This is a genomic window from Actinomycetes bacterium (assembly GCA_035506535.1).
Taxonomy (GTDB): Bacteria; Actinomycetota; Actinomycetes; order DATJPE01; family DATJPE01; genus DATJPE01.
This window is the reverse complement of sequence record DATJPE010000030.1, coordinates 43,444-64,029: the sequence shown is the minus strand read 5'-3', so window position 1 is coordinate 64,029 and position 20,586 is coordinate 43,444. Positions and strand designations below refer to the sequence as shown.

The following is a 20,586-nucleotide window of genomic DNA, read 5'->3' as shown; positions in this document are numbered from 1 at the left end:
CACCCGGCCCCTCTGCGAGGATCGTCTCGAGATGGGTGGGGACACGCTGCTGGAGCCGGTGCTGGCCTTCTACGCCTCGCAGCGGCGGGACCTGCCCTGGCGACGGCCCGACACGACCCCCTGGGGCGTCCTCGTGTCCGAGGTGATGCTCCAGCAGACCCCCGTCGCGCGGGTGGAGCCAGTGTGGGGAGCGTGGGTACGCCGATGGCCCACTCCGGCCGCGCTGGCCGTCGAACCCGCCGGCGAGGCGATCCGGGCCTGGGGCCGCCTCGGGTACCCGAGGCGGGCGATCCGGCTGCACGCGGCCGCTCGGGAGTGCGTCGCAGAGCACCGCGGCGACCTGCCCACCACGACCGCCGAGCTGCGCCGCCTCCCCGGGGTCGGTGACTACACCGCGGCGGCCGTCGCCGCGTTCGCGTTCCGACGGCGGGAGGTGGTCCTGGACACCAACGTCCGCCGGGTCCTGGAGCGAGTGCTCGGGGGCCGCGAGTCCCCGCCGGGGTCCGGGCCCAGCGCTGTGGAACGGAAGCGGGCCGAGGCGCTGCTGCCCGAGGACCCGGAGGTCGCGGCGACCTGGTCGGTGGCCGTCATGGAGCTGGGCGCACTGGTCTGCCGCGCCCGAAACCCCCTGTGCGGATGCTGCCCCCTCCTCGACGCCTGCGCGTGGCGGGCGGCCGGATCCCCCGCGGGGCCGGCCCGTCGCGCGCAGACCTACGACGGGACCGACCGGCAGGTTCGAGGGCGGCTGCTCGCGCTGCTGCGCGACGCGTCGGGGCCGGTGTCCGCCCGGACGCTGCGTGCCGCAGCCTCGGACGCCCTCCAGCTCAAGCGCTCGCTCGACGGGCTGGTGGCCGACGGGCTTGTCGTCGCCCTCGACGACGGGCGGTACGCCCTGCCGGCGTGACGCCGCCTCAGCCGCGGCGGACCGGCCCCGTCCCCTCAGGAATGCCGTTCGGTATCGCGTCAGTGAGTGAGAAGCCGACATTCTGACTCGCGGTCGAGGGGGGTGACCCGGCGCCGGTTCGGCGGTTCTCGCCCTGGGGTGCTTCGTAGGCAGCACAATCGCGCCATGGGGGTACATGGGCGCAGACCTGGCGCGCTCCTGGTTACGTCGTTGCTCGTTCTCCCGGTGGTCAGCGCCTGCTCCTCCACCTCGACAAGCGGGACTCCGAGTCCGATCGTCTCGTCGGCGGTCGCATCCCCGGACGTCAGTGGTCGTCTGGGCGAGATCTCCTACTGCGTGGGTGTCAGTTCCGAGTTCAAGACGGGTCAAGAGGTGCACGTCGAGTTCAGGCGAGGGACGGAGGTTCTCGGCGCCCCGGACATCATGGTGCCGATGCGGGTGGCCGTGGACGTCGCCCCAGGTCCCTTCTCCATCGTCGTCAACGGCAAGCGGATGCTGTCTGGCAGCGTCGCTGCAGGACAAGTCGCCTCGGGCTCTGACGGGGACAACTGCCCCGCGGACCGCTGACCCGAGGGCCCCGCGCCTATGTGATGCTCCCACGGTCGAGTCAGCAGTTCCCGCGGTAGCGCGTTGAAGACTTCTCCGGCGGCGGGGAACAGCTTCCTCGCCGGCCGCGGACTCCCCGCCAGTGGTTCGAGCTGGTCGCGGACGATGATCCTGACGCTGAGGTCCACCGCTTCGTCTCGGTCGGTGCCAGGCGGACGAGCTGGAGCGACGTCGGGGTCGTGGTCCTGACCGATCCCGACGGCGACGAGATCCGGCTGCGGACTGCACCGCCGCATGTCTGAGGTCGGACAGACACGTTCCGACGGCACACGCACCCTCTCACCCGTCAGACGCGGACACCCCCCTCCCGGATCGGAAGGGGGGTGTCCGCGTCTGGTTCAGTCGGCCGTGCCGGCGGTCTCCACCGGTGGCACGTCGGGGACCGAGGACTTCGAGGTCCCGGTGAAGGTGAACGTCTTGGCGTCCCCCTCGCCCTCGACGTCGACCACCACGACCTGCCCAGAAGTGATCTCGCCGAAGAGGATCTTCTCCGACAGCGCGTCCTCGATCTCGCGCTGGATCGTGCGGCGCAGTGGCCGGGCACCCAGGACGGGGTCGTAGCCCCGCTCCGCGAGCAGCGCCTTCGCGGGGCCGGTGAGCTCGATGCCCATGTCCTTGTCGCGGAGCCGCTCGTCGAGCTTGGCGACCATGAGGTCGACGATGCGCTCGATCTCCTCCTGGGAGAGCGCCGGGAACACGATGATGTCGTCCACCCGGTTGAGGAACTCGGGCCGGAAGTGCTGCTTCAGTTCGTCGCTGACCTTGGCCTTCATCCGCTCGTAGCCGGTCTGGGTGTCCCCAGCCGCGGCGAACCCCAGGTTGAACCCCTTGGAGATGTCACGGGTGCCGAGGTTGGTCGTCATGATGATGACGGTGTTCTTGAAATCGACCACACGGCCCTGAGAATCGGTCAGCCGACCGTCCTCGAGGATCTGCAGCAGGCTGTTGAAGATGTCCGGGTGGGCCTTCTCCACCTCATCGAAGAGAACCACCGAGAACGGCTTGCGACGCACCTTCTCGGTGAGCTGTCCGCCCTCCTCGTAGCCCACGTATCCGGGCGGAGAACCGAAGAGCCGGGAAACCGTGTGCTTCTCGGAGAATTCGCTCATGTCGAGCTGGATCAGGGAGTCCTCGTCCCCGAACAGGAACTCGGCGAGCGTGCGGGACAGCTCGGTCTTCCCGACGCCGGATGGGCCGGCGAAGATGAACGACCCGCCGGGGCGCTTCGGGTCCTTCAGCCCGGCTCGGGTGCGACGGATCGCCTGGGACAGCGCCCGGATGGCCTGCTCCTGGCCGATGACCCGCTTGTGCAGCTCATCCTCCATGCGCAGCAGCCGGGCCGACTCCTCCTCGGTGAGCTTGAAGACCGGGATGCCGGTGGCCGTGGCCAGGACCTCGGCGATCAGCTCCTCGTCGACCTCGGCGACGATGTCCATGTCGCCGGACTTCCACTCGCGCTCCCGCTGCGCCTTCTCACCGAGCAGCTGCTTCTCCTTGTCGCGCAGGCTGGCGGCCTTCTCGAAGTCCTGCGCGTCGATGGCCGACTCCTTCTCCCGGCGCACGGCCGAGATCCGCTCGTCGAACTCGCGCAGGTCCGGCGGGGCGGTCATGCGGCGGATGCGCAGCCGGGAGCCGGCCTCGTCGATCAGGTCGATGGCCTTGTCCGGCAGGAAGCGGTCGCTGATGTAGCGGTCGGCCAGGTTGGCGGCCGCGACCAGCGCCGAGTCGGTGATCGAGACCCGGTGGTGGGCCTCATAGCGGTCGCGCAGGCCCTTGAGGATCTCGATGGTGTGCGCGAGCGACGGCTCGGCCACCTGGATCGGCTGGAAGCGCCGCTCCAGGGCGGCGTCCTTCTCCAGGTGCTTGCGGTACTCGTCGAGAGTCGTGGCCCCGATGGTCTGCAGCTCACCGCGGGCCAGCATGGGCTTGAGGATGCTGGCCGCGTCGATCGCGCCCTCCGCCGCGCCCGCTCCGACGAGGGTGTGCAGCTCGTCGATGAACAGCACGATGTCTCCGCGGGTGCGGATCTCCTTGAGGACCTTCTTCAGCCGCTCCTCGAAGTCGCCGCGGTAGCGGCTGCCGGCCACCAGCGCGCCCAGGTCGAGGGTGTAGAGCTGCTTGTCCTTCAGCGTCTCGGGGACCTCGCCCTTGACGATCGCCTGGGCCAGGCCCTCGACCACGGCGGTCTTGCCCACGCCCGGCTCGCCGATGAGGACCGGGTTGTTCTTGGTGCGTCGGGACAGCACCTGCATGACCCGCTCGATCTCCTTCTCGCGCCCGATCACCGGGTCGAGCTTGCCCTCGCGCGCGGCCTGGGTGAGGTTGCGGCCGAACTGGTCGAGGACGAGGGAGGTCGACGGCGCCTCGGCGGCCGGGCCGCCGGCGGCCGCCGGCTCCTTGCCCTGGTAGCCGGAGAGTAGCTGGATGACCTGCTGGCGGACCCGGTTGAGGTCCGCCCCGAGCTTGACCAGGACCTGCGCGGCGACGCCCTCACCCTCGCGGATCAGGCCCAGCAGGATGTGCTCGGTGCCGATGTAGTTGTGGCCGAGCTGCAGCGCCTCGCGCAGGGACAGCTCCAGGACCTTCTTGGCCCGCGGGGTGAAGGGGATGTGCCCGCTCGGGGCCTGCTGGCCCTGGCCGATGATCTCCTCGACCTGCTGGCGGACCGCTTCGAGGGAGATGCCGAGGGACTCCAGGGCCTTGGCGGCGACACCCTCACCCTCGTGGATGAGCCCGAGGAGGATGTGCTCGGTGCCGATGTAGTTGTGGTTGAGCATCCGGGCCTCCTCCTGGGCCAGGACGACAACCCGCCGCGCGCGGTCGGTGAACCTCTCGAACATTCGTCTCGCTCCTCACGCGACGTGGCCGCGGGGCTCCCCAGGGATCGGTCGACCCCCGGCCGGCTGCGCGGCCCTGTCACCTCATGCTAGTCCCGAGGCCGACGCCCGGCTCTGAGCCGAGCCGCCGGTCACTCGTTCGCAACATCGGCGAGGGGGACGAGGTTTCCCCCAGGCACTACGCCTGTGGCGAACGCGAGCCGCCCCCAGCGGCTCGGCAGGCGAACGCGAGCCGCCCCCAGCGGCTCGGCAGGCGAAACGCGAGCCGCCCCCAGCGGCTCGGCAGGCGAAACGCGAGCCGCCCCCCAGCGGCTCGGCAGGCGAAACGCGAGCCGCCGTGAAGCGGCTCGCGTTCGCCAACCTCGGGTCTCGGACCTCAGGTCGTTGAACCTCAGTGCGCCGCGGCGTACGCAGCCTGGATCTCGGCCGAGATGCGGCCTCGCTCGCTCACCTGGTAGCCGTTCTCACGCGCCCAGGTCCGGACGTCGCCCGCCTGGGAACCGCGCGACGCTCGGCCACGGGCCCGACGCGCGCCGCCGCGCCCGGCACCCGTCCGCCGTCCGGCGCCCACCCACGGGGCCAGTGCGTCGCGCAGCTTCGAGGCGTTCTTCTTGTTGAGATCGATCTCATACGTCGTGCCGTCCAGGCCGAAGACCACGGTCTCGTCGGCGGGTCCGCCGTCGAGATCGTCCTCGAGAACCACCTGGATCTTCTGCGCCATTACTTCCTCCTGACCGGGTTTCGCGTGGCCCCCGGGATAGCAGCAGAATAGACGACTATTTTGGTATTCGCCCACCCGGCTGTGGATTGCGGCTCGATTTACCCGATTCGCCCTGTGGAAAACATCCCGGATATTCACAGGATCCGCAGCATGCGGACGTTCCCGAGGGTATTCGGTTTCACTCTCTCCAGGTCGAGGAATTCAGCCACGCCCTCGTCGTAGGACTGCAGGAGCTGCGCGAAGACCTCCGGGCTGACCGGCGCACCCGAGATCTCCACGAACCCGTGCCGGGCAAAGAAGTCGGTCTCGAACGTCAGGCAGAACAGCCGACGGATGCCGAGCTGCCGGGCGCGTCCGATCAGCGCCTCGAGGACCGCCGAGCCGACGCCGCGCCCCTGAAAGTCGGCCGCCACCGCGAGCGTACGGACCTCGGCCAGGTCCTCCCATAGCACGTGGAGGGCGCCGCAGCCGACCACCCGGTCGTCCGCGACGGCGACCACGAACTCCTGGACGTCCTCGTAGAGCGTCACCGTCGCCTTGGCGAGCAGGCGACGGTCGGCCACGTAAGCGTCGACGAGGCCGCGGATGGCCACGACGTCGGCCGTCCGCGCCGGACGTACCTCGACCACCGGGGTCAGCCCTCCGGCTTGACCAGCGGGAACAGGATCGTGTCTCGGATGCCGAGGCCGGTGAGCACCATGAGCAACCGGTCGATCCCCATCCCCATGCCCCCCATGGGCGGCATGCCGTGCTCCATGGCTCGAAGGAAGTCCTCGTCCAGCGGCATGGCCTCGACGTCGCCGCCGGAGCGGAGCCGGGACTGCTCGACCAGACGCTCCCGCTGCACGACGGGGTCGATGAGCTCCGAGTAGCCGGTGGCCAGCTCGATCCCGTCGACGTAGAGGTCCCACTTCTCCACCAGCCCCGGCTCGCTGCGGTGGGCACGGACGAGCGGTGAGGTGTCGACGGGGAAGTCGCGCACGAATGTCGGTCCCTCGAAGGTGTGGACGACGTGGTGCTCGAACAACTCCTCGACGAGCTTCCCCGCAACCGCCTCCGGGGCGACGTCGAGGCCGGCCGCCTCTACGAGCTTGCGCAGGTGGCGGCGTGGGGTGTCCGGCGTCACCGGCTCACCTAGAGCGGCCGAGAGCGAGCCGTACAGGGTGACCTGGTTCCACGTGCCCGACAGATCGCGCACCGCACCATCGGCCAGCGTGACCTGCAGGCTCCCGAAGCAACGAAGCGCCGCCTCCTGCACGAGGTCTCTGGTGAGGACGCCGATGGTGTCGTAGTCGCCGTATGCCTGGTAAGCCTCGAGCATCGCGAACTCGGGGCTGTGCGTGGAGTCCGCGCCCTCGTTACGGAAGTTCCGGTTGATCTCGAAGACCCGCTCGATGCCGCCGACCACGCACCGCTTCAGGAAGAGCTCGGGCGCGATGCGTAGGAACAGATTCAGATCGAAGGCATTCGAGTGCGTCACGAAGGGCCGGGCCGTCGCACCGCCCTGCAGCGTCTGCAGCATCGGCGTCTCCACCTCGACGAAGCCGCGCCGCTCGAAGGAGTCGCGAACCGACCGCACGACAGCGGGGCGGAGGCGGGCCATGGTCCTCGCCTCCGGCCGCGCGATCAGGTCCACATAGCGGCGCCGCACCCGAAGGTCCTCGGAGAGCTGGGCGCCCTCGTAGACGTTGGGCAGCGGTCGCAACGCCTTGGCCGTGATGGCCCAGTCCTGCGCGAGGACGGACAGCTCGCCGCGTCGGGACGACACGATCTCGCCGGTGACGCCGATGTGGTCGCCGATGTCGACGAAGGACTTCCAACGCTCGAGTGAGTCGGGGCCGACTCGATCGAGGCTCAGCATCACCTGCAGCGGCGTCCCGTCGCCCTCGTGCACCGTCGCGAAGCACAGCTTGCCGGTCGTGCGCAGGAACATGACCCGCCCGGTGACCGAGACCCTCTCGCCGGTCTGAGTGTCAGGCTGGAGGTCCGCCCACCGGGTGCGCACCTCGGCGATGGTGTGCGTGCGGGGGTAGCCCACGACGTACGGCTCGATCCCCTCCGCGAGCATCCGCTCGCGCTTCTCGTGCCGGACCCGTAACTGCTCGGGAAGCTCTGCCGAGACGTCGGTGTCCTCCACCGGCGACGGATCCTGGGTCATGGCGGGCAAGGGTAGGACGCAGGACGGTGGGGGCGACACCTGGGGCAGTTCCGGGGGTGGCCCCGTTGGGTGGTCAGCGTCGGCTGCTGGCCTAGCCGATGACGCGGTAGTCGGCGAGCAGATGGCCACTGGGCGAGGTCGTGCTTCGGATCGACTCCAGCCGGATCGCCGGCAAGCCGTCGAGGAGCCTTCGTCCGTTGCCCACGACCGCCGGAGCGATCACGAGCCGGATCTCGTCGACGACGCCGGCGGCAAGCAGCGCCTGGGCGACCGAGATGCTCGCATGCACGCCGATGTCGGCTCCGGGCCCGTTCTTCAGGTCACGCACGAACTCGACCAGGTCGCCGTCCACCGCGCTCGCATTGGGCCACGCACGGTCCAGCGGCGAGGAGGTGGCGACATGCTTCGCGACCCCGTTGATGAAGGTCGCGAAGGGTTCGATGTCGCTGCCCGGCCAGTAGTCCGCCCACTCCTCATAGCTGCGCCGGCCCAGGATGACCGAGTCCTGAGCCGCGATGACGGCGTCGAGGTTCGCGTCCATCGCGTCATCCCACTCGGTGAAGAAGCTGTCCGGCATCTCGGCAACGCCGTCGAGGGAGACCAGCTCGTAGACGACGACCTTGCGCACTTCGGCACCTCCGATGGACAAGGAGCGGGCTCGTGGACACGGCGCGCGGGTGGTGGTCTCGCGTCCCGCCGATGGTCGCAGGCACCCATCGAGATCGGGCGGCGCGTCAGGGGACGTTGCGCTCGTAGACCAGCCGAAGGCCGAGCAGCGTGAGGTCGGGGCGGTGGTCGGTGATGGTCTCCGACTCGGCGACGACTGCGGGCGCCAGGCCGCCGGTCGCCACGACCGCGGTCACCGAACCGCCGAGCTCAGCGACGATCCGCCGCACGATCCCGTCGACCTGCCCGGTGAAGCCGTACAGGAACCCCGACTGCAGCGCCTCCACCGTCGACTTCCCGATGACCGAGCGCGGCCGGGCGATCTCCACCTTGACCAGGCGCGCCGCCCTCGCGGCGAGTGCGTCGATGGAGATCTCGATCCCAGGCGCGAGGGCGCCGCCGAGGAACTCACCCTTCGGCCCGACCACGTCGAAGTTCGTCGAGGTACCGAAGTCCACGACCACACAGGGACCACCGAACAGCGAGTACGCCGCGAGCGTGTTCACGATCCGGTCGGGGCCGACCTCCTTCGGGTTGTCGTACTGCAGCGCGACCCCGGTGCGCGCCCCGGGCTCGACGACCACGACGTGGACCCGCTGGTGCCATCGGTCGAAGACCTGGCGAAGCTCCCCGAGGACCGACGGGACCGTCGAGCACAACGCGACCCCGGTGATCCGCGGCTGGTCGCTGAGCAGGCCGCGCAGGGTCAGCATCATCTCGTCGGCCGTGGCGCGCGCGTCGGTACGCACCCGCCAGGAGCGATGCAGTCGCTCCCCCGCGAACAGCCCCAGGACGGTCTGGGTGTTTCCGACGTCGACAGCGAGGAGCATCACACCGCCCGGAGGTCGAGACCGATGTCGAGGACCGGCGCCGAGTGCGTGAGCGCGCCGACCGCGAGATAGTCCACACCCGTCGCCGCAACGTCGTTGGCGTTCTCCAGCCGCAGCCCGCCGCTCGCCTCGAGGCGGGCTCGACCGGCGGTACGACGTACCGCCTCGCGCAGGTCCGCGACGTCCATGTTGTCGAGCAGCACCAGGTCGGCGCCGGCGTCGAGCACCTCGTCCAGCTGGGCCAGGGAGTCGACCTCGACCTCGACGGCCAGGTCCGGCCAGGCACGCCGGACGGCGTCGAACGCCGCGGCGACGCCGCCCGCCGACACGACGTGGTTGTCCTTGACCAGCGCCGCGTCGGACAGCGACATGCGGTGGTTGACACCGCCGCCGGCGCGCACGGCGTACTTCTCGAGTGCGCGCAGTCCCGGCGTCGTCTTGCGCGTGTCACGGATCGCTGCACCGGTGCCTGCCACCGCGTCCACCCATCGCCGCGTGAGGGTCGCCACCCCGGACAGGTGGCCGAGGAAGTTGAGCGCCGTGCGCTCCCCGGTGAGCAGGGCGCGGGTCGTGCCCTCGACGCTGAGCAGCAGCTGACCGGGACCCACGAGGTCTCCGTCCGCGACGGGGCGTTCGAGCAGGACGTCGCCCTCCGTCACCACCTCGAGCACCGCCTCCGCGACCGGCAGGCCGGCGACCACGCCGGCCGCCCGGGCCACAAGGTCGCCGACCGACCGCTGCGCAACCGCGACGGTCGCCACCGAGGTGACGTCGACACCTCCGGCGAGGTCCTCCTCGAGCGCGGCGCGCACGAGCGCCTCGACCTGGCGGGGGTCGAGCCCGGCTGTCGAGAGACGGGCGGCGAGCTCGGGGGACAGGCTCACCGCACCGGCTCCTCGGCGAGCTCCACGACACCGTCGACGAGACGGCCGAGCAGGCGTACCCGCCAGTGCTCGTCGTCGCGCTCCGGGTAGTCCTCGCGCCAGTGCGACCCTCGGGTCTCGCGACGACGCCGCGCGGCCGTGGCCAGGAAGGTCGCGACGGTGTGCAGGTTCGCGGCCTCCCACTCCCCCGCGCCGGGCTCCGCGCTGCGTCGGCCGGAGAGCTCCGCCAAGTCGTCGAGGGTTCGGCCGAGGCTGGCGTCGCTGCGCAGGACGCCGGCGCCCTCGGTCATGGTCTCGGCGACGGCGGGACGTACCGACTCCGCGAGCAGGTACGGCGTTCCCGCCGCCCCGCCCTCGGCCGGCTCGCGCCGGTCCGGCAGCCCACGGACGAGGTCCGCGCCGATGCGCTCGGCGAACACCAGGCCCTCGAGCAGGCTGTTGGAGGCGAGCCGGTTGGCGCCGTGCACCCCGGTGCAGGCGACTTCGCCGCACGCGTACAGACCGGGCACCGACGTGCGCCCGTCGAGGTCGGTGCGCACCCCGCCGCTCGCGTAGTGGCAGGCCGGGGCCACCGGGACCAGCTCGGTGACGGGGTCCACGCCGTGGCTGCGGCAGGACGCGAGGATCGTGGGGAACCGCCGTGCCCAGGTCGCCTCGCCCAGGTGGCGGCCGTCGAGCCAGACGTGGGGCGCACCGGTCTCGCGCATGCGGCGCATGATGGCCTTGGCCACGACGTCGCGCGGGGCGAGGTCGGCGAGCTCGTGCAGGCCGAGCATGAACCGCTTGCCCTCGTCGTCGACGAGGTAGGCGCCCTCGCCGCGCACCGCCTCGGAGATCAGTGGCTGCTGGCCGCTCACGTCGGGCCCCAGCCACAGGACCGTCGGGTGGAACTGGACGAACTCGAGGTCGGCGACCACGGCACCGGCGCGCAGCGCGACCGCGACGCCGTCACCGGTCGAGACCCGCGGGTTCGTCGTCTGCGCGAAGACCTGGCCGAGCCCGCCGGTGGCGAGCACGACGGCTCGGGCGTGCACCGCCCCGACGCCGTCGCGCTGCCCCTCCCCGAGCACGTGCAGCGTGGCGCCGCAGACCGAGCCGTCGGCGGCGCGCAGCAGGTCGATGACCAGGGCGTGCTCGATCACCTCGATGGCCGGGTCGTCGAGCACCGCACGGACGAGCGCACGGGAGACCTCCGCACCGGTGGCGTCCCCGCCGGCGTGGATGATCCGGTCCCGGTGGTGGCCGCCCTCCCTGGTCAGCTGCAGCTCCCCCGACGCGTCCCGGTCGAAGCTCGCCCCGAGCGCGATCAGCCGCCGGACCGCCCCAGGGCCCCGGGTGACGAGAGCCCGTACCGCCGCCTCGTCGCACAGGCCCGCACCGGCCACCAGCGTGTCGGCCTCGTGCTGCTCGGGGGTGTCCTGCTCGCCGAGCGCGGCGGCGATCCCCCCCTGGGCCCAGCGCGTGGAGCCCTCGTCCACCAACGCCTTGGTGACCAGCAGCACCGAGCCCGCGGACCGGGCCTGCAGCGCCGTCGTGAGCCCGGCCACCCCGCTGCCGACCACGACGACGTCCGCGGCGAGGGTCCACCCCGCGGACGGGGCGGGCAGGCGCGCGGGCAGCGGTACGGCCATCAGCAGGTCAGCGTCGTGTTGTCGATCAGCCGCGTCGTGCCCACCCGGGCCGCCACCAGGAGAAGGAGGCTGCCGGTCGCATCGTCGGCGACCTCCACGAGGGTTGCCGGGTCGACGAGGGCGAGGTAGTCCACGACCACGTCCGGCTGCTGGGCGAGGACGTCGCGGGCGGCAGCGCGTACGGCCCGCGCGCCCTGCGGTGCCGCCGCCTCGCCGGCCGCCAGGGCGCGGGAGAGCGCCAGCGCGGAACGTCGCTGCTGCGGGTCCAGGTAGACGTTGCGCGACGCCGCGGCCAGCCCGTCGGGGTCGCGCACGGTGGGCACCGAGGCCACGTCGACGCCGATGTCGAGGTCGGCCACCATCCGACGTACGAGCACCAGCTGCTGGGCGTCCTTGGCGCCGAAGAGCGCCACCTGGGGCCGGACCTGGCCGAGGAGCTTGGCCACGACCGTGAGGACGCCGTCGAAGTGCCCCGGCCGGTGCGCTCCCTCGAGGACGTCACCGAGAGGTCCCGCCGACACCCGGACGCTCGGCGGGCCGCTCGGGTACATCTCGTCCACCGCCGGGGCCCACACCAGGTCGACGCCGTGCTCGGCGCAGACGGCGAGATCCGCGGCGAAGGGTCGCGGGTAGCGGTCCAGGTCCTCGCCGGGGCCGAACTGCAAGGGGTTGACGAAGATGCTGACGACCACCCGGTCGGCGAGGTCGGCCGCGCGGGCCAGCAGGGCGCGGTGCCCGGCGTGGAGGGCCCCCATCGTGGGCACCAGGGCCGTGCGCGTGTCGCCGAGCCCGCCCAGGGCCGTCGCGAGCTCCTCCCGGGTGCGCGCGACCAGGGGCTGGGTCACGGGTGCGCCTCGGTGCCCGCGAGCGCGTCGAGCAGCGCCTCGGCGTCGGCGGCCCGCAGCCGTCCGGACGCGAGGGCGCGGTCCGCGGTCGCGCGGGCCAGGGCCCGGTACGTGCGCAGCGAGTCGGCGTCCACCTCGACGAGCGCGGCGACATGCGCGGCCACGGTGCCCGCGTCCCCGCGGGCGACCGGTCCGGTGAGCGCGGCGTCACCGCTGCGCAACGCGTTGTCCAGCGCCACCGACAGCAGCGGTGCGAGCACCCGGTCGGGCTCGGTGGCCCCGGCGGCGCGCAGCAGGTCGAGGGACTGGGCGACGAGCGTGACGAGGTGGTTGGCCCCGTGCGCGAGGGCGGCGTGCCACAGCGGGCGGAGGCCCTCCTCGACCCAGACCGGCTCCGCGCCGATCTCGAGGACCAGCGCCTCAGCGGCCGGGCGCAGGGCCTCGGGCGCGGTGACCCCGAAGCTCGCGCCGCCGAGTCGCGGCAGGTCGGCCGTGGTGCCGCTGAAGGTCATCACCGGGTGCAGCGCCAGCGGCAGCGCGCCCGCCCGGGTCGCGGGTTCCAGCACCGCGACGCCGTACCGGCCGCACGTGTGGACGAGGAACTGGCCCGGGCGCACGCTTCGGGTGGCGGCCAGCCCCGCGACGAGGCCGGGCAGCTCGTCGTCGGGAACGGTGAGCAGCACGAGGTCGCTTCGGGCCAGTACCGCCGGCGGCTCGAGCAGCTCGGCGCCGGGCAGCAGGGCGTCAGCGCGGGCGCGCGAGCGCTCGGAGACCGCCGCGGCCGCGACGACGTGGTGCCCCGCCCTCTCCAGGGCCGCCCCCAGCACCGACCCGACGCGACCCACCCCGACCACGCCGACAGACAGGCGGGCCGGACGCCGCCAGTCCGAGGGCTCGCTCATGATCCAGCCAGCCTAACGACGCCTGCCGACCCGGTGCTCCCGCGCCCGCGGCGGGTGCGGGAGCGCGCTCGGCGCTAGCGTGGCCGAGATGGCGTACGTCCCCTGGGAGCAGGCGTGGCAGGACGCCCTCTACGGACCGGCCGGGTTCTTCCGGACCGCCGCGGGCGGGACCGCCCACTTCCGCACCTGCGCCACCTCGGCCGCCTTCGCCGGCGCGCTCCTCCGGCTGGCCCGCGACCTGGACGTCGCGCTGGGCGAACCGGACGGCTTCGTCGTGGTGGACGTCGGGGCCGGTGACGGATCGCTGCTCACGCTCCTCGCCGCGCACGCGCCGCAGCGGTGGCGGCTGATCGGTGTGGACATCTCAGGGCGACCGGCCGGCCTGGCGGGCCGGGTGGAGTGGGCGAATCAGCCGCCCGCCGACGTCGTCGGCCTGCTGCTCGCCAACGAGCTGCTCGATGCGCTGCCCTGTCCCCTCGTCGCGTGCGACGACTCCGGCGTGACCCGCCTCGTCCTCGTCGACCCGGCCACCGGCACCGAGCGTCTCGGCCCGGAGCCGGCGGCGGCGGACCTGGCGTGGCTCGACCGGTGGTGGCCCCTGGCGACAGGCGAGCGGGCCGAAGTCGGCCGCCCCCGCGACCTCCTGTGGTCCTCCCTCGCCGACCGGGTCGAGGCGGGAGCGGCGCTGGCGATCGACTACGGACATACGCGCGACGACCGCGCGAGCCTGCCCGCCGGCTCGCTCGCCGGCTACCGCGACGGCGCACGGGTCCCGCCCGTCCCGGACGGCAGCTGCGACCTGACCGCGCACGTGGCCCTCGACTCGTGCGCAGCCGCCTCGCCCTCGGACGGGTGGACGCTGCTCGCGCGGCAGGCGGACCTGCTGCCCGTCCTCGGAGTCAGCGCCCGCCTGCCGCCGGCGGCGGACGCCCGCACGGACCCGCGGACGTACGCGCGCCGCCTGGCCGAGGCGGCCGATGCCCGACTGCTGCTCGACCCCGACGGGCCGGGGCGCTTCGGCTGGCTGCTGCACGGTCGCGGCCTCCCCGAGCCCGGCATGATGCCTTCGTGACCGTGCACGTCGCGACGTCCCCGCTGGCGGCGCTCGTGCCCGGCGAGCCCGTGGACCTCGTCCTCGACCTGGGTTCCGCCCACCCGTCGAGCCACCCGGGTCTGCGGCTGTCCTTGGAGGTCGACGGCGACCTCATCACCACGGCCCGCGCGCACATCGGGCTGATGCATCGCGGCGCCGAGAAGCTGTTCGAGGTCCGCGACTATCGTCAGGCCCTCGTGCTGGCGAACCGGCACGACTGGCTGGCGGCGTTCTCGGGCGAGCTGGGAATCGCTCTGCTCCTCGAGCGCATGCTCGGCATCGAGGCGCCGCCTCGCGCGACGTGGGCCCGGACCCTGCTGGCCGAGGTCGGCCGGGCGCTCTCGCACCTCGCCTTCCTCGGCACCTTCCCCCTCGACGGTCCCGCCGAGCGGGTGCGCGGGATCGACGGACGCGAGGCGCTGCAACGGGTCCTGGAGGAGGTCTCGGGCGGGCGGATCCACGCGATGCTCAACCAGGTCGGTGGCCTGCGGGCCGAGATCCCCGAGGGGTGGACGTCTCGGGTCCGCGAGGCGCTGCGCGTGGCCGAGTCAGCCCTGGACGAGGTCTCGACGGGCCTGTTCGACGACCCGCGCTTCGAGGCCGCGACGCGAGGGGTGGGCGTCGTGCGGCCGGACCTCGTCGAGCCGTACGGCCTTTCGGGAGCGGTGGCCAGGGCGAGCGGCTACGACCTCGACGTGCGCCGCGACGACCCGTACCTCGCCTACGCCGAGCTCGGCGAGCGACTCGTCGTGCCGCTGTGCGACGAGGGGGACGCGCGCGCGAGGCTGGAGCTGCTCGCGGAGCAGGCCAGGGTCGCCCTGGACCTCGCGGAGGTCAGCGCGGATCGCGTCGACGCCTGCGGGCCAGGCCCGGTGTCGGTGCGCATGCCGAAGTCGCTGCGCGTGCCCGAGGGCGAGGCCTACGTCTGGACCGAGTCGCCCCTTGGCGCGGCCGGGTACTACCTGGTCTCCCGGGGGGAGCGCACACCGTGGCGACTGAAGATGCGGACCCCGTCCTACGCGCACCTGCAGCTGCTGGAGGCCCTGCTGCCCGGCACGCGCGTGGGGCAGCTGGTGCCGGTCCTCGCCTCGCTCGCGTTCGTGCTCGGCGACGCCGACCGCTGACGCGGGCTCGCCGTGTCATGCGTCCTGCGAAGGCCCCTGTCAAGGTTCATGACAGCGTCAAGGTGCATGACCGCGAGGTCAGAGGAGGCCGACGGGCACCTTGCCGAGACGGGCGAACGGTGAGGCGTGCGCCTGGAGGGCGTCGAGCACCGGGCTCGGCAGCGGCAACGGCCGGCAGCTCTTGTCGGCATGGCCGGCGCCGGGTCGGCGCGTCGGCAGTGCGCCGTTCCTGAGGTACCTCGCCACCGCGTCGTCCACGCACGCGTTGCCGTTGAGGGAGTTCGCGTGCGACGTACCGCCGACCACCGCGACCAGCCGCGACTTCGGGAACAGGTGTCGCACCCACAGGCTGCCGGTGTACGGCGTCGCCGCGTCCAACGTCTCGTCGATGAGCAGGACAGGCGGCGCCTTCGCGCCGCTGACGTGCACCGGGTGCCCGGACTTCACCGGCCACGTGCGGCAGGGCATGTTGTACCAGGCATTGCCCCACGTGATGAGCGGCGCAACCTTGTTGACGCGGTCGTTGTCGCGCTTCCACGTCGACCACAGCTTCGGCCAGGGCGCGTCGAGACACTGGACCGCGTTGTACATCGCGTACGCGTTGTCGTCGCCCGGCGTGTCGGTCGCCTCGTACTCGTCGATGAGCTCGTCCGCCTTGTGCTTGTGCACCCAGCGCGCGAAAGCGTCGGCGAGCTCGACCCACGTCGAGGTGTAGTAGCCAGCCTCGAGGAACAGGTCGTTCCACTCGTCGGGGCCTACGACGCCTCCGGCGGGCTTGTGCACCAGCGCGTTCATCTGCGCGTAGAACAGGCGCTTGACCGAGCGCTCGCTCCGGCCGAGGTCGTACGTCGCATGGTGCGACGCGATCCACGTGAACCAGGCCGCCATGGTCTTCTCGAACGCGACGTCCTGGTCGAGGTTCGCGTCGTACCACACCCGTCGGGGGTCGACGTTGCTGTCGAGCACCATCCGGTAGACCCGCGTGGGGTGCAGGGTCGCGTAGACCTGCCCGAGGTAGGTGCCGTAGGAGAACCCGTAGAAGCTCATCGTGCCGACGCCGAGCGCGCGACGGATCGCGTCCATGTCCTGGACGGTGTCGACCGTGCTCACGTGGGCGAGCAGCGCGCCCCCGTGCTTGCCGCAGGCGGTGGCGTACGCCGCGGAGCGGTGCAACCACGTCTTCACCAGCGCGGGCGTCGTCGGCCGGTAGTCCGGGCGATCCGCACGGAAGTAGTCGGGGATGCAGCGGAGCAGCGGCCGGCTGGCCCCGACCCCCCTCGGGTCGAAGCCGACCCAGTCGTAGGTGTCGCCGACGCCGTCGGGAACGTTCCCGCCCTCCGTGGCGAGCCACCGCCCCGGGTCGCCCGGTCCACCCGGGTTGGCGAGCATCACGCCCTGGTAGGCAGCCGCCGAGCTGGTGTGGCGCACCATCGACAGGGCGAGGGAGATCGTCGGCCCGGACGGGTGCTTCCAGTCAAGGGGGACCTTCAGCGTCGCGCACAGGGCCCCGGACCCCGCCATGTCGGGGTCGGTACAGCTCTTCCAGGCCAGCGTGGAAGCCAGCTTCGCCGACGCCGAGGTGCCGCCAGTGGCACCGGCGGGGGTGGCCACGACCAGCAGGCCCAGGGCCAGGGCGGCACCGGTCGCAAGAGCGACCAGCCTGCGCACGAGGTTCCTCCGAGAACGAGTGGGACGGACGGCGCTCAGGCCGGACGAGCGAAGTGGGTCGTCGACGTGCTCGTGAGGTCCACCAGCTCCGACGAGCGCGGCTCCGTGCCGTTGCCGGTGGCGGTGCTCGCCGCGCCGGTGGACGGCTGGGTGGGCGACTCCACCGGGACGAACAGCGGCGTGACGGGGGCCACGGGCGCGGGGACCAGGGGCAGGTCGAGCGACGGCTCGCGGCGCGGCGCGGGCACATCGGCGAGCGGCCACTCCAGCGAGGGAGGTGTGAGCGAGGCCGCGGGGGCGAAGGGACCCGCGGGCTCGGGGAAGGGCGGAACGGTTGGCCGCAGCAGCTGAGGCTGTTGGGTCTCAGGCGCGACGGAGGGCGTGGTCGGGGCGGCGCCGGCGTGGACCGAGGCGGCGATGAGCGCCTGGCGCGCGGCCAGCAACCCCTCGGTGGCGGCCGTGAGGGCGTACACCGCGGCCTCCGCTGAGGCGGCCCGCTGCAGCGCCCGCTGGGCCCGCGCGTGGGCCTCGTCGAGCTCGACCCGCATGCGGTACGCCTCGCGCCGCTGGGCCTCGTTGAGCTCCTCGATGCGGGCCCTGGTCCGTCGCTCGACGCGGGCGGAGAGCAGCGCGAGGGCCGCGGCGGACAGCGACGCCAGGCCGACCGCCGGCCGGGCCGCGTTGTCCACCGTGTTGGCCAGGTAGGCGCCGGCCACGAGCACGACGAAGGCGAGCGCGATGAACCACCCGCCCCCACGCCCCCCGGAGGGGCGCGCGTGCTGACTCATGAGGACAACGCTACGGGGTCGGTGACGCTTCGCGTACCGGCATCAGCCACTCCGAGCACAGGGATCACCGTACGCACTGAGGCGATGACGCATCGTGCATCTAATCCGGCGATTCCTGTCGGTCACCGGGCTTGGCCGATTCGTCGTGCGGCAGCCGCAGGGCGTGCTCGAGGAGCAGCGAGCCGAGGACGACCAGGGTCGCACCGCCCGCGCAGGCGAGGCTGCGCCAGAACACCGAGTGGCGAAACGGCGTCGAGAGGTCGCCGACGACGAAGAGCGCGTACCCGAGATAGGCGCCCGCCACGATGGCACCGGCCCGCGAGCCGGCCACCCCCAGGGCGGCCAGCCGGGCGGCGACCAGCGGCGGCACCGGCGTGGTTCCGGGGCGGCGGGAGAGGCGGGCGCGCGTTCGGCGCGCGGTGAAGACCAGGGCGACACCGGATGCGGCGAGCACGATCGCGGCCGACCACGGTGGCACGCCCACCTCGCCGCGGCGGCTCTCCAGCATGCGCGCGAAGAGCCAGCCGCAGGCCGTCGCGACGACGACGAGCGGGACCAGCGTGCGCCAGTCGTTCGGCCTCACCGGGGCACCTCGTCGAGCCGGAGCACGTCGGCCCCGGCGGTGCGTCGTACGCCGTCGACGCTCGGCAGCGCCGCGAGCAGGGCGGCGACCGTCCGCTCGAGGCCCGGGACGGCGTACTCGGGATCGACCTCGGCCCAGGGGACGAGCACGAACGCCCGCTCGTGGGCGCGGGGGTGCGGGAGGGTGAGCTGTGGGTCGTCGCTCACCACGGATCCCACGGACAGCACGTCGACGTCGAGGGTCCGGGCCCCCCAGCGGACCTCACGGACCCGGCCGTGGGCGTGCTCGACCGCGAGCGCCCGCTCGAGCAGCTCGGCCGGCTCGAGGAGGGTGTCCGCGACGACCACGGCGTTGAGGTAGGGCCCTTGCTCGGGCCCCCCGACCGGCTCGGTCTCATAGACGGAGGAGACGGCGACCACCCGCAGCCCGCCGGTCGCCGCCAGGCCGCTGAGCGCGGAGGCGAGGATCCCCAGCCGGTCTCCGAGGTTGGAGCCCAGACTCAGTGCCGCGCGCCTCATCCGCGCTCCCGCAGGATGCGCACCTCGACGTCACCGAAGGCGACGTCGAGTGGCGCCTGCGGCTTGTGCACGACGACCTCGACGGCCCCGACCCGTGGGTCGGCCAGGCAGACGTCAGCCACCCGCTGAGCGAGCGTCTCGATGAGCCGGACCGGCGGACCCTCGACGACACCGACCACCGCCTCGGCCACCGACGCGTAGTCGACGGCGTCGGCCAGGTCGTCAGAGGCGGCGGCTGGGCGAGTGTCCACGTGCAGGACGACGTCGACGACGAACTCCTGGCCGTTCGCCGTCTCGTGGGCGAACCAGCCGTGGCGCCCCTGTGCGCGCAGACCGGTGAGGGCGACCCGGTCGCTCATCGGCGGCGCGCCTCCCGCCACGCGGCGGCCACCCGGACGGCGTCGAGGCTGCCGAGGGTGTCGTGCACGCGCACGCACCACACACCCGACTCGGCGGCGAGGGCGGACACGGCGTCGGTCGCGGCGTCGCGTTCGCCGACCGGCCGCGGACCGGTGGCGTCCGCCAGGAGCTCCCCCAGGAAGCGCTTGCGCGAGGCGCCGACCAGCAGCGGGCGGCCGAGCTCGGCCAGGACGTCGAGCGATGCGAGCAGCGACCAGTTGTGCTCGGCCTGCTTCGCGAACCCGAGGCCCGGGTCGAGCACGAGGGACGCCGGATCGAGCCCGGCGGCCTCGGCCGCCTCGACCCTCGCGGACAGCTCACGGCAGACGTCCGAGACGACGTCGTCGTAGTGCGCCAGGGTCGCCATCCGGTCGCTGGGACCGCGCCAGTGCATCACGACGTACGGCACACCGAGCCGGGCGACGGCAGCGAGCATCGCGTCGTCGGCCAAGCCGCCGCTGACGTCGTTGACCATGCAGGCGCCGGCGTCGACGGCGGCCAGCGCGGTCTCCGCGCGCATGGTGTCGATGCTCACCGGTACGCCCGCCGCGACCAGGCCGCGGACGACGGGCAGGACCCGACGCTGCTCCTCCCGCGGGTCGACCCGGAAGGCCCCCGGGCGCGTCGACTCGCCACCGACGTCGACCAGGTCGGCACCGGCGGCGTGCTGGGCGACCCCGTGGGCGACCGCCGTGGCGACGTCGGGGTAGCGACCGCCGTCGGAGAAGGAGTCGGGCGTGACGTTGAGCACGGCCATGACGGCGGTGCGGCCCAGCCCCGCAAGAGCCTCCGGCAGCCTGGCGGGTTCCTTGGGTCCGCTCACCGGCCCAGGATGAGGCTCATCGCCTCGGCCCTGGTGGCGGGGTCACGCAGCTGCCCGCGGACCGCGGAGGTCGTTGTCGTGGAGCCGGGCTTGCGCACGCCGCGCATCGCCATGCACAGGTGCTCGCACTCGAAGACGACGACCACGCCGCGCGGGCCGAGGACGCGGACCAGGGCGTCCGCCACCTGCGTGGTCAGTCGTTCCTGCACCTGGGGACGCCTCGCATACAGGTCCACCAGCCTCGCCAGCTTGGACAGCCCGGTGATGCGTCCGTCCCGGGAGGGGATGTAGCCGACGTGCGCCTTGCCGAAGAACGGGACGAGGTGGTGCTCGCAGTGGCTCCAGACCTCGATGTCGCGCACCATGACGAGCTCGTCGTGACCGAGGTCGAAGGTCGTCGTGAGCACGTCCTCCGGCTCCTGGCGCAGTCCGCTGAAGATCTCGGCGTACATCCGAGCCACCCGCGCGGGGGTGTCGCGCAGGCCGTCGCGGTCGGGGTCCTCACCGATCGCGAGGAGCAGTTCGCGCACCGCGCGCTCGGCCCGTTCGTGGTCGAACGGGCCGACACGCTGCGTCGAGGGCAGGCTGATCGAGTCGGTCACGGGC

Annotated in this window: 21 protein-coding genes; 4 read left to right on the top strand and 17 right to left on the bottom strand. The window is 72.6% G+C overall.

Annotation, left to right across the window (positions count from 1 at the left end; all coding sequences use genetic code 11):
* The first annotated feature begins 31 nt into the window (after positions 1-31).
* Together VMI11_04665 and VMI11_04660 are read left to right on the top strand one after the other, a co-directional pair.
* The gene (locus tag VMI11_04665) at positions 32-904 is read left to right on the top strand and encodes an A/G-specific adenine glycosylase (protein ID HTY71703.1); all 873 of its coding nucleotides are present in this window, start codon (positions 32-34) and stop codon (positions 902-904) included.
* Positions 905-1,276: 372 nt separating this feature from the next.
* On the top strand, positions 1,277-1,471 hold the full coding sequence (locus tag VMI11_04660; GenBank protein HTY71702.1) for a hypothetical protein: 195 nt from the start codon (positions 1,277-1,279) through the stop codon (positions 1,469-1,471).
* Positions 1,472-1,848: 377 nt separating this feature from the next.
* Here the strand turns inward: VMI11_04660 and VMI11_04655 are convergent, their stop codons facing one another.
* The 10 genes from VMI11_04655 to VMI11_04610 all read right to left on the bottom strand — a co-directional run bounded on the left by VMI11_04655 (position 1,849) and on the right by VMI11_04610 (position 12,984).
* A complete protein-coding gene (locus VMI11_04655) occupies positions 1,849-4,350 on the bottom strand; it encodes an ATP-dependent Clp protease ATP-binding subunit (GenBank protein HTY71701.1) in 2,502 nt (833 codons plus the stop codon).
* Positions 4,351-4,738: 388 nt separating this feature from the next.
* A complete protein-coding gene (locus VMI11_04650) occupies positions 4,739-5,068 on the bottom strand; it encodes an Lsr2 family protein (protein HTY71700.1) in 330 nt (109 codons plus the stop codon).
* Between the two features lie 134 nt (positions 5,069-5,202).
* Entirely contained in the window at positions 5,203-5,706 is a 504-nt protein-coding gene (locus tag VMI11_04645) for an amino-acid N-acetyltransferase (GenBank protein ID HTY71699.1), read from the bottom strand.
* Positions 5,703-7,226 carry a lysine--tRNA ligase gene (lysS, locus tag VMI11_04640; GenBank protein ID HTY71698.1) on the bottom strand — a complete coding sequence of 508 codons (1,524 nt, stop codon included), beginning with the start codon at positions 7,224-7,226 and terminating at the stop codon, positions 5,703-5,705. Before lysS ends, VMI11_04645 begins: the two co-directional genes overlap by 4 nt.
* Positions 7,227-7,317: 91 nt before the next feature.
* On the bottom strand, positions 7,318-7,854 hold the full coding sequence (locus VMI11_04635; GenBank protein HTY71697.1) for a dihydrofolate reductase family protein: 537 nt from the start codon (positions 7,852-7,854) through the stop codon (positions 7,318-7,320).
* A gap of 106 nt (positions 7,855-7,960) precedes the next feature.
* Positions 7,961-8,722 (bottom strand): type III pantothenate kinase, encoded by a 762-nt coding sequence (locus tag VMI11_04630; GenBank protein ID HTY71696.1) that lies wholly within the window; start codon positions 8,720-8,722, stop codon positions 7,961-7,963.
* A complete protein-coding gene (nadC, locus tag VMI11_04625) occupies positions 8,722-9,606 on the bottom strand; it encodes a carboxylating nicotinate-nucleotide diphosphorylase (protein HTY71695.1) in 885 nt (294 codons plus the stop codon). Before nadC ends, VMI11_04630 begins: the two co-directional genes overlap by 1 nt.
* Positions 9,603-11,237 carry an L-aspartate oxidase gene (locus VMI11_04620; GenBank protein HTY71694.1) on the bottom strand — a complete coding sequence of 545 codons (1,635 nt, stop codon included), beginning with the start codon at positions 11,235-11,237 and terminating at the stop codon, positions 9,603-9,605. Before VMI11_04620 ends, nadC begins: the two co-directional genes overlap by 4 nt.
* Complete coding sequence (panC, locus tag VMI11_04615) at positions 11,237-12,082, bottom strand: pantoate--beta-alanine ligase (protein HTY71693.1); 846 nt, start codon at positions 12,080-12,082, stop codon at positions 11,237-11,239. Before panC ends, VMI11_04620 begins: the two co-directional genes overlap by 1 nt.
* Positions 12,079-12,984, bottom strand: a complete 906-nt coding sequence (locus tag VMI11_04610) for a DUF2520 domain-containing protein (GenBank protein HTY71692.1) — start codon at positions 12,982-12,984, stop codon at positions 12,079-12,081. Before VMI11_04610 ends, panC begins: the two co-directional genes overlap by 4 nt.
* An 88-nt stretch (positions 12,985-13,072) precedes the next feature.
* Here VMI11_04610 and VMI11_04605 point away from each other — a divergent pair, with 88 nt between their 5' ends.
* Positions 13,073-14,056: an SAM-dependent methyltransferase gene (locus VMI11_04605; protein ID HTY71691.1), complete on the top strand. Its 984-nt coding sequence runs from the start codon at positions 13,073-13,075 to the stop codon at positions 14,054-14,056.
* Entirely contained in the window at positions 14,053-15,201 is a 1,149-nt protein-coding gene (locus tag VMI11_04600) for an NADH-quinone oxidoreductase subunit D (protein HTY71690.1), read from the top strand. Before VMI11_04605 ends, VMI11_04600 begins: the two co-directional genes overlap by 4 nt.
* A gap of 78 nt (positions 15,202-15,279) precedes the next feature.
* On the opposite strand, the gene VMI11_04595 is transcribed toward VMI11_04600, so the two are convergent.
* From VMI11_04595 to folE, 7 genes are all read right to left on the bottom strand, one after another.
* Complete coding sequence (locus VMI11_04595; protein HTY71689.1) at positions 15,280-16,869, bottom strand: alpha/beta hydrolase; 1,590 nt, start codon at positions 16,867-16,869, stop codon at positions 15,280-15,282.
* 35 nt (positions 16,870-16,904) lie between these two features.
* Positions 16,905-17,657, bottom strand: a complete 753-nt coding sequence (locus tag VMI11_04590; GenBank protein ID HTY71688.1) for a hypothetical protein — start codon at positions 17,655-17,657, stop codon at positions 16,905-16,907.
* Positions 17,658-17,757: 100 nt separating this feature from the next.
* Positions 17,758-18,240, bottom strand: coding sequence for a DUF3180 domain-containing protein (locus VMI11_04585; protein ID HTY71687.1), 483 nt, complete (start codon positions 18,238-18,240; stop codon positions 17,758-17,760).
* Complete coding sequence (folK, locus tag VMI11_04580; protein ID HTY71686.1) at positions 18,237-18,758, bottom strand: 2-amino-4-hydroxy-6-hydroxymethyldihydropteridine diphosphokinase; 522 nt, start codon at positions 18,756-18,758, stop codon at positions 18,237-18,239. The genes VMI11_04585 and folK overlap by 4 nt, the downstream gene beginning before the upstream one ends.
* The gene (gene folB, locus VMI11_04575) at positions 18,755-19,117 is read right to left on the bottom strand and encodes a dihydroneopterin aldolase (protein HTY71685.1); all 363 of its coding nucleotides are present in this window, start codon (positions 19,115-19,117) and stop codon (positions 18,755-18,757) included. Before folB ends, folK begins: the two co-directional genes overlap by 4 nt.
* Positions 19,114-19,914, bottom strand: coding sequence for a dihydropteroate synthase (gene folP, locus VMI11_04570; protein ID HTY71684.1), 801 nt, complete (start codon positions 19,912-19,914; stop codon positions 19,114-19,116). The genes folB and folP overlap by 4 nt, the downstream gene beginning before the upstream one ends.
* 62 nt (positions 19,915-19,976) lie before the next feature.
* The gene (gene folE / locus VMI11_04565) at positions 19,977-20,582 is read right to left on the bottom strand and encodes a GTP cyclohydrolase I FolE (protein ID HTY71683.1); all 606 of its coding nucleotides are present in this window, start codon (positions 20,580-20,582) and stop codon (positions 19,977-19,979) included.
* Positions 20,583-20,586 lie beyond the last annotated feature (4 nt).

What these genes read in the sequence shown, in the direction of transcription:
- VMI11_04655 (HTY71701.1), bottom strand. Translation starts at nt 4,350, where the DNA reads ATGTTCGAGAGGTTCACCGACCGCGCGCGGCGGGTTGTCGTCCTGGCC.
- VMI11_04590 (HTY71688.1), bottom strand. Translation starts at nt 17,657, where the DNA reads ATGAGTCAGCACGCGCGCCCCTCCGGGGGGCGTGGGGGCGGGTGGTTC.
- folK (HTY71686.1), bottom strand. Translation starts at nt 18,758, where the DNA reads ATGAGGCGCGCGGCACTGAGTCTGGGCTCCAACCTCGGAGACCGGCTG.
- VMI11_04605 (HTY71691.1), top strand. Translation starts at nt 13,073, where the DNA reads ATGGCGTACGTCCCCTGGGAGCAGGCGTGGCAGGACGCCCTCTACGGA.
- VMI11_04620 (HTY71694.1), bottom strand. Translation starts at nt 11,237, where the DNA reads ATGGCCGTACCGCTGCCCGCGCGCCTGCCCGCCCCGTCCGCGGGGTGG.
- lysS (HTY71698.1), bottom strand. Translation starts at nt 7,226, where the DNA reads ATGACCCAGGATCCGTCGCCGGTGGAGGACACCGACGTCTCGGCAGAG.
- VMI11_04630 (HTY71696.1), bottom strand. Translation starts at nt 8,722, where the DNA reads ATGCTCCTCGCTGTCGACGTCGGAAACACCCAGACCGTCCTGGGGCTG.
- VMI11_04650 (HTY71700.1), bottom strand. Translation starts at nt 5,068, where the DNA reads ATGGCGCAGAAGATCCAGGTGGTTCTCGAGGACGATCTCGACGGCGGA.
- VMI11_04610 (HTY71692.1), bottom strand. Translation starts at nt 12,984, where the DNA reads ATGAGCGAGCCCTCGGACTGGCGGCGTCCGGCCCGCCTGTCTGTCGGC.
- folB (HTY71685.1), bottom strand. Translation starts at nt 19,117, where the DNA reads ATGAGCGACCGGGTCGCCCTCACCGGTCTGCGCGCACAGGGGCGCCAC.
- folP (HTY71684.1), bottom strand. Translation starts at nt 19,914, where the DNA reads ATGGCCGTGCTCAACGTCACGCCCGACTCCTTCTCCGACGGCGGTCGC.
- VMI11_04665 (HTY71703.1), top strand. Translation starts at nt 32, where the DNA reads ATGGGTGGGGACACGCTGCTGGAGCCGGTGCTGGCCTTCTACGCCTCG.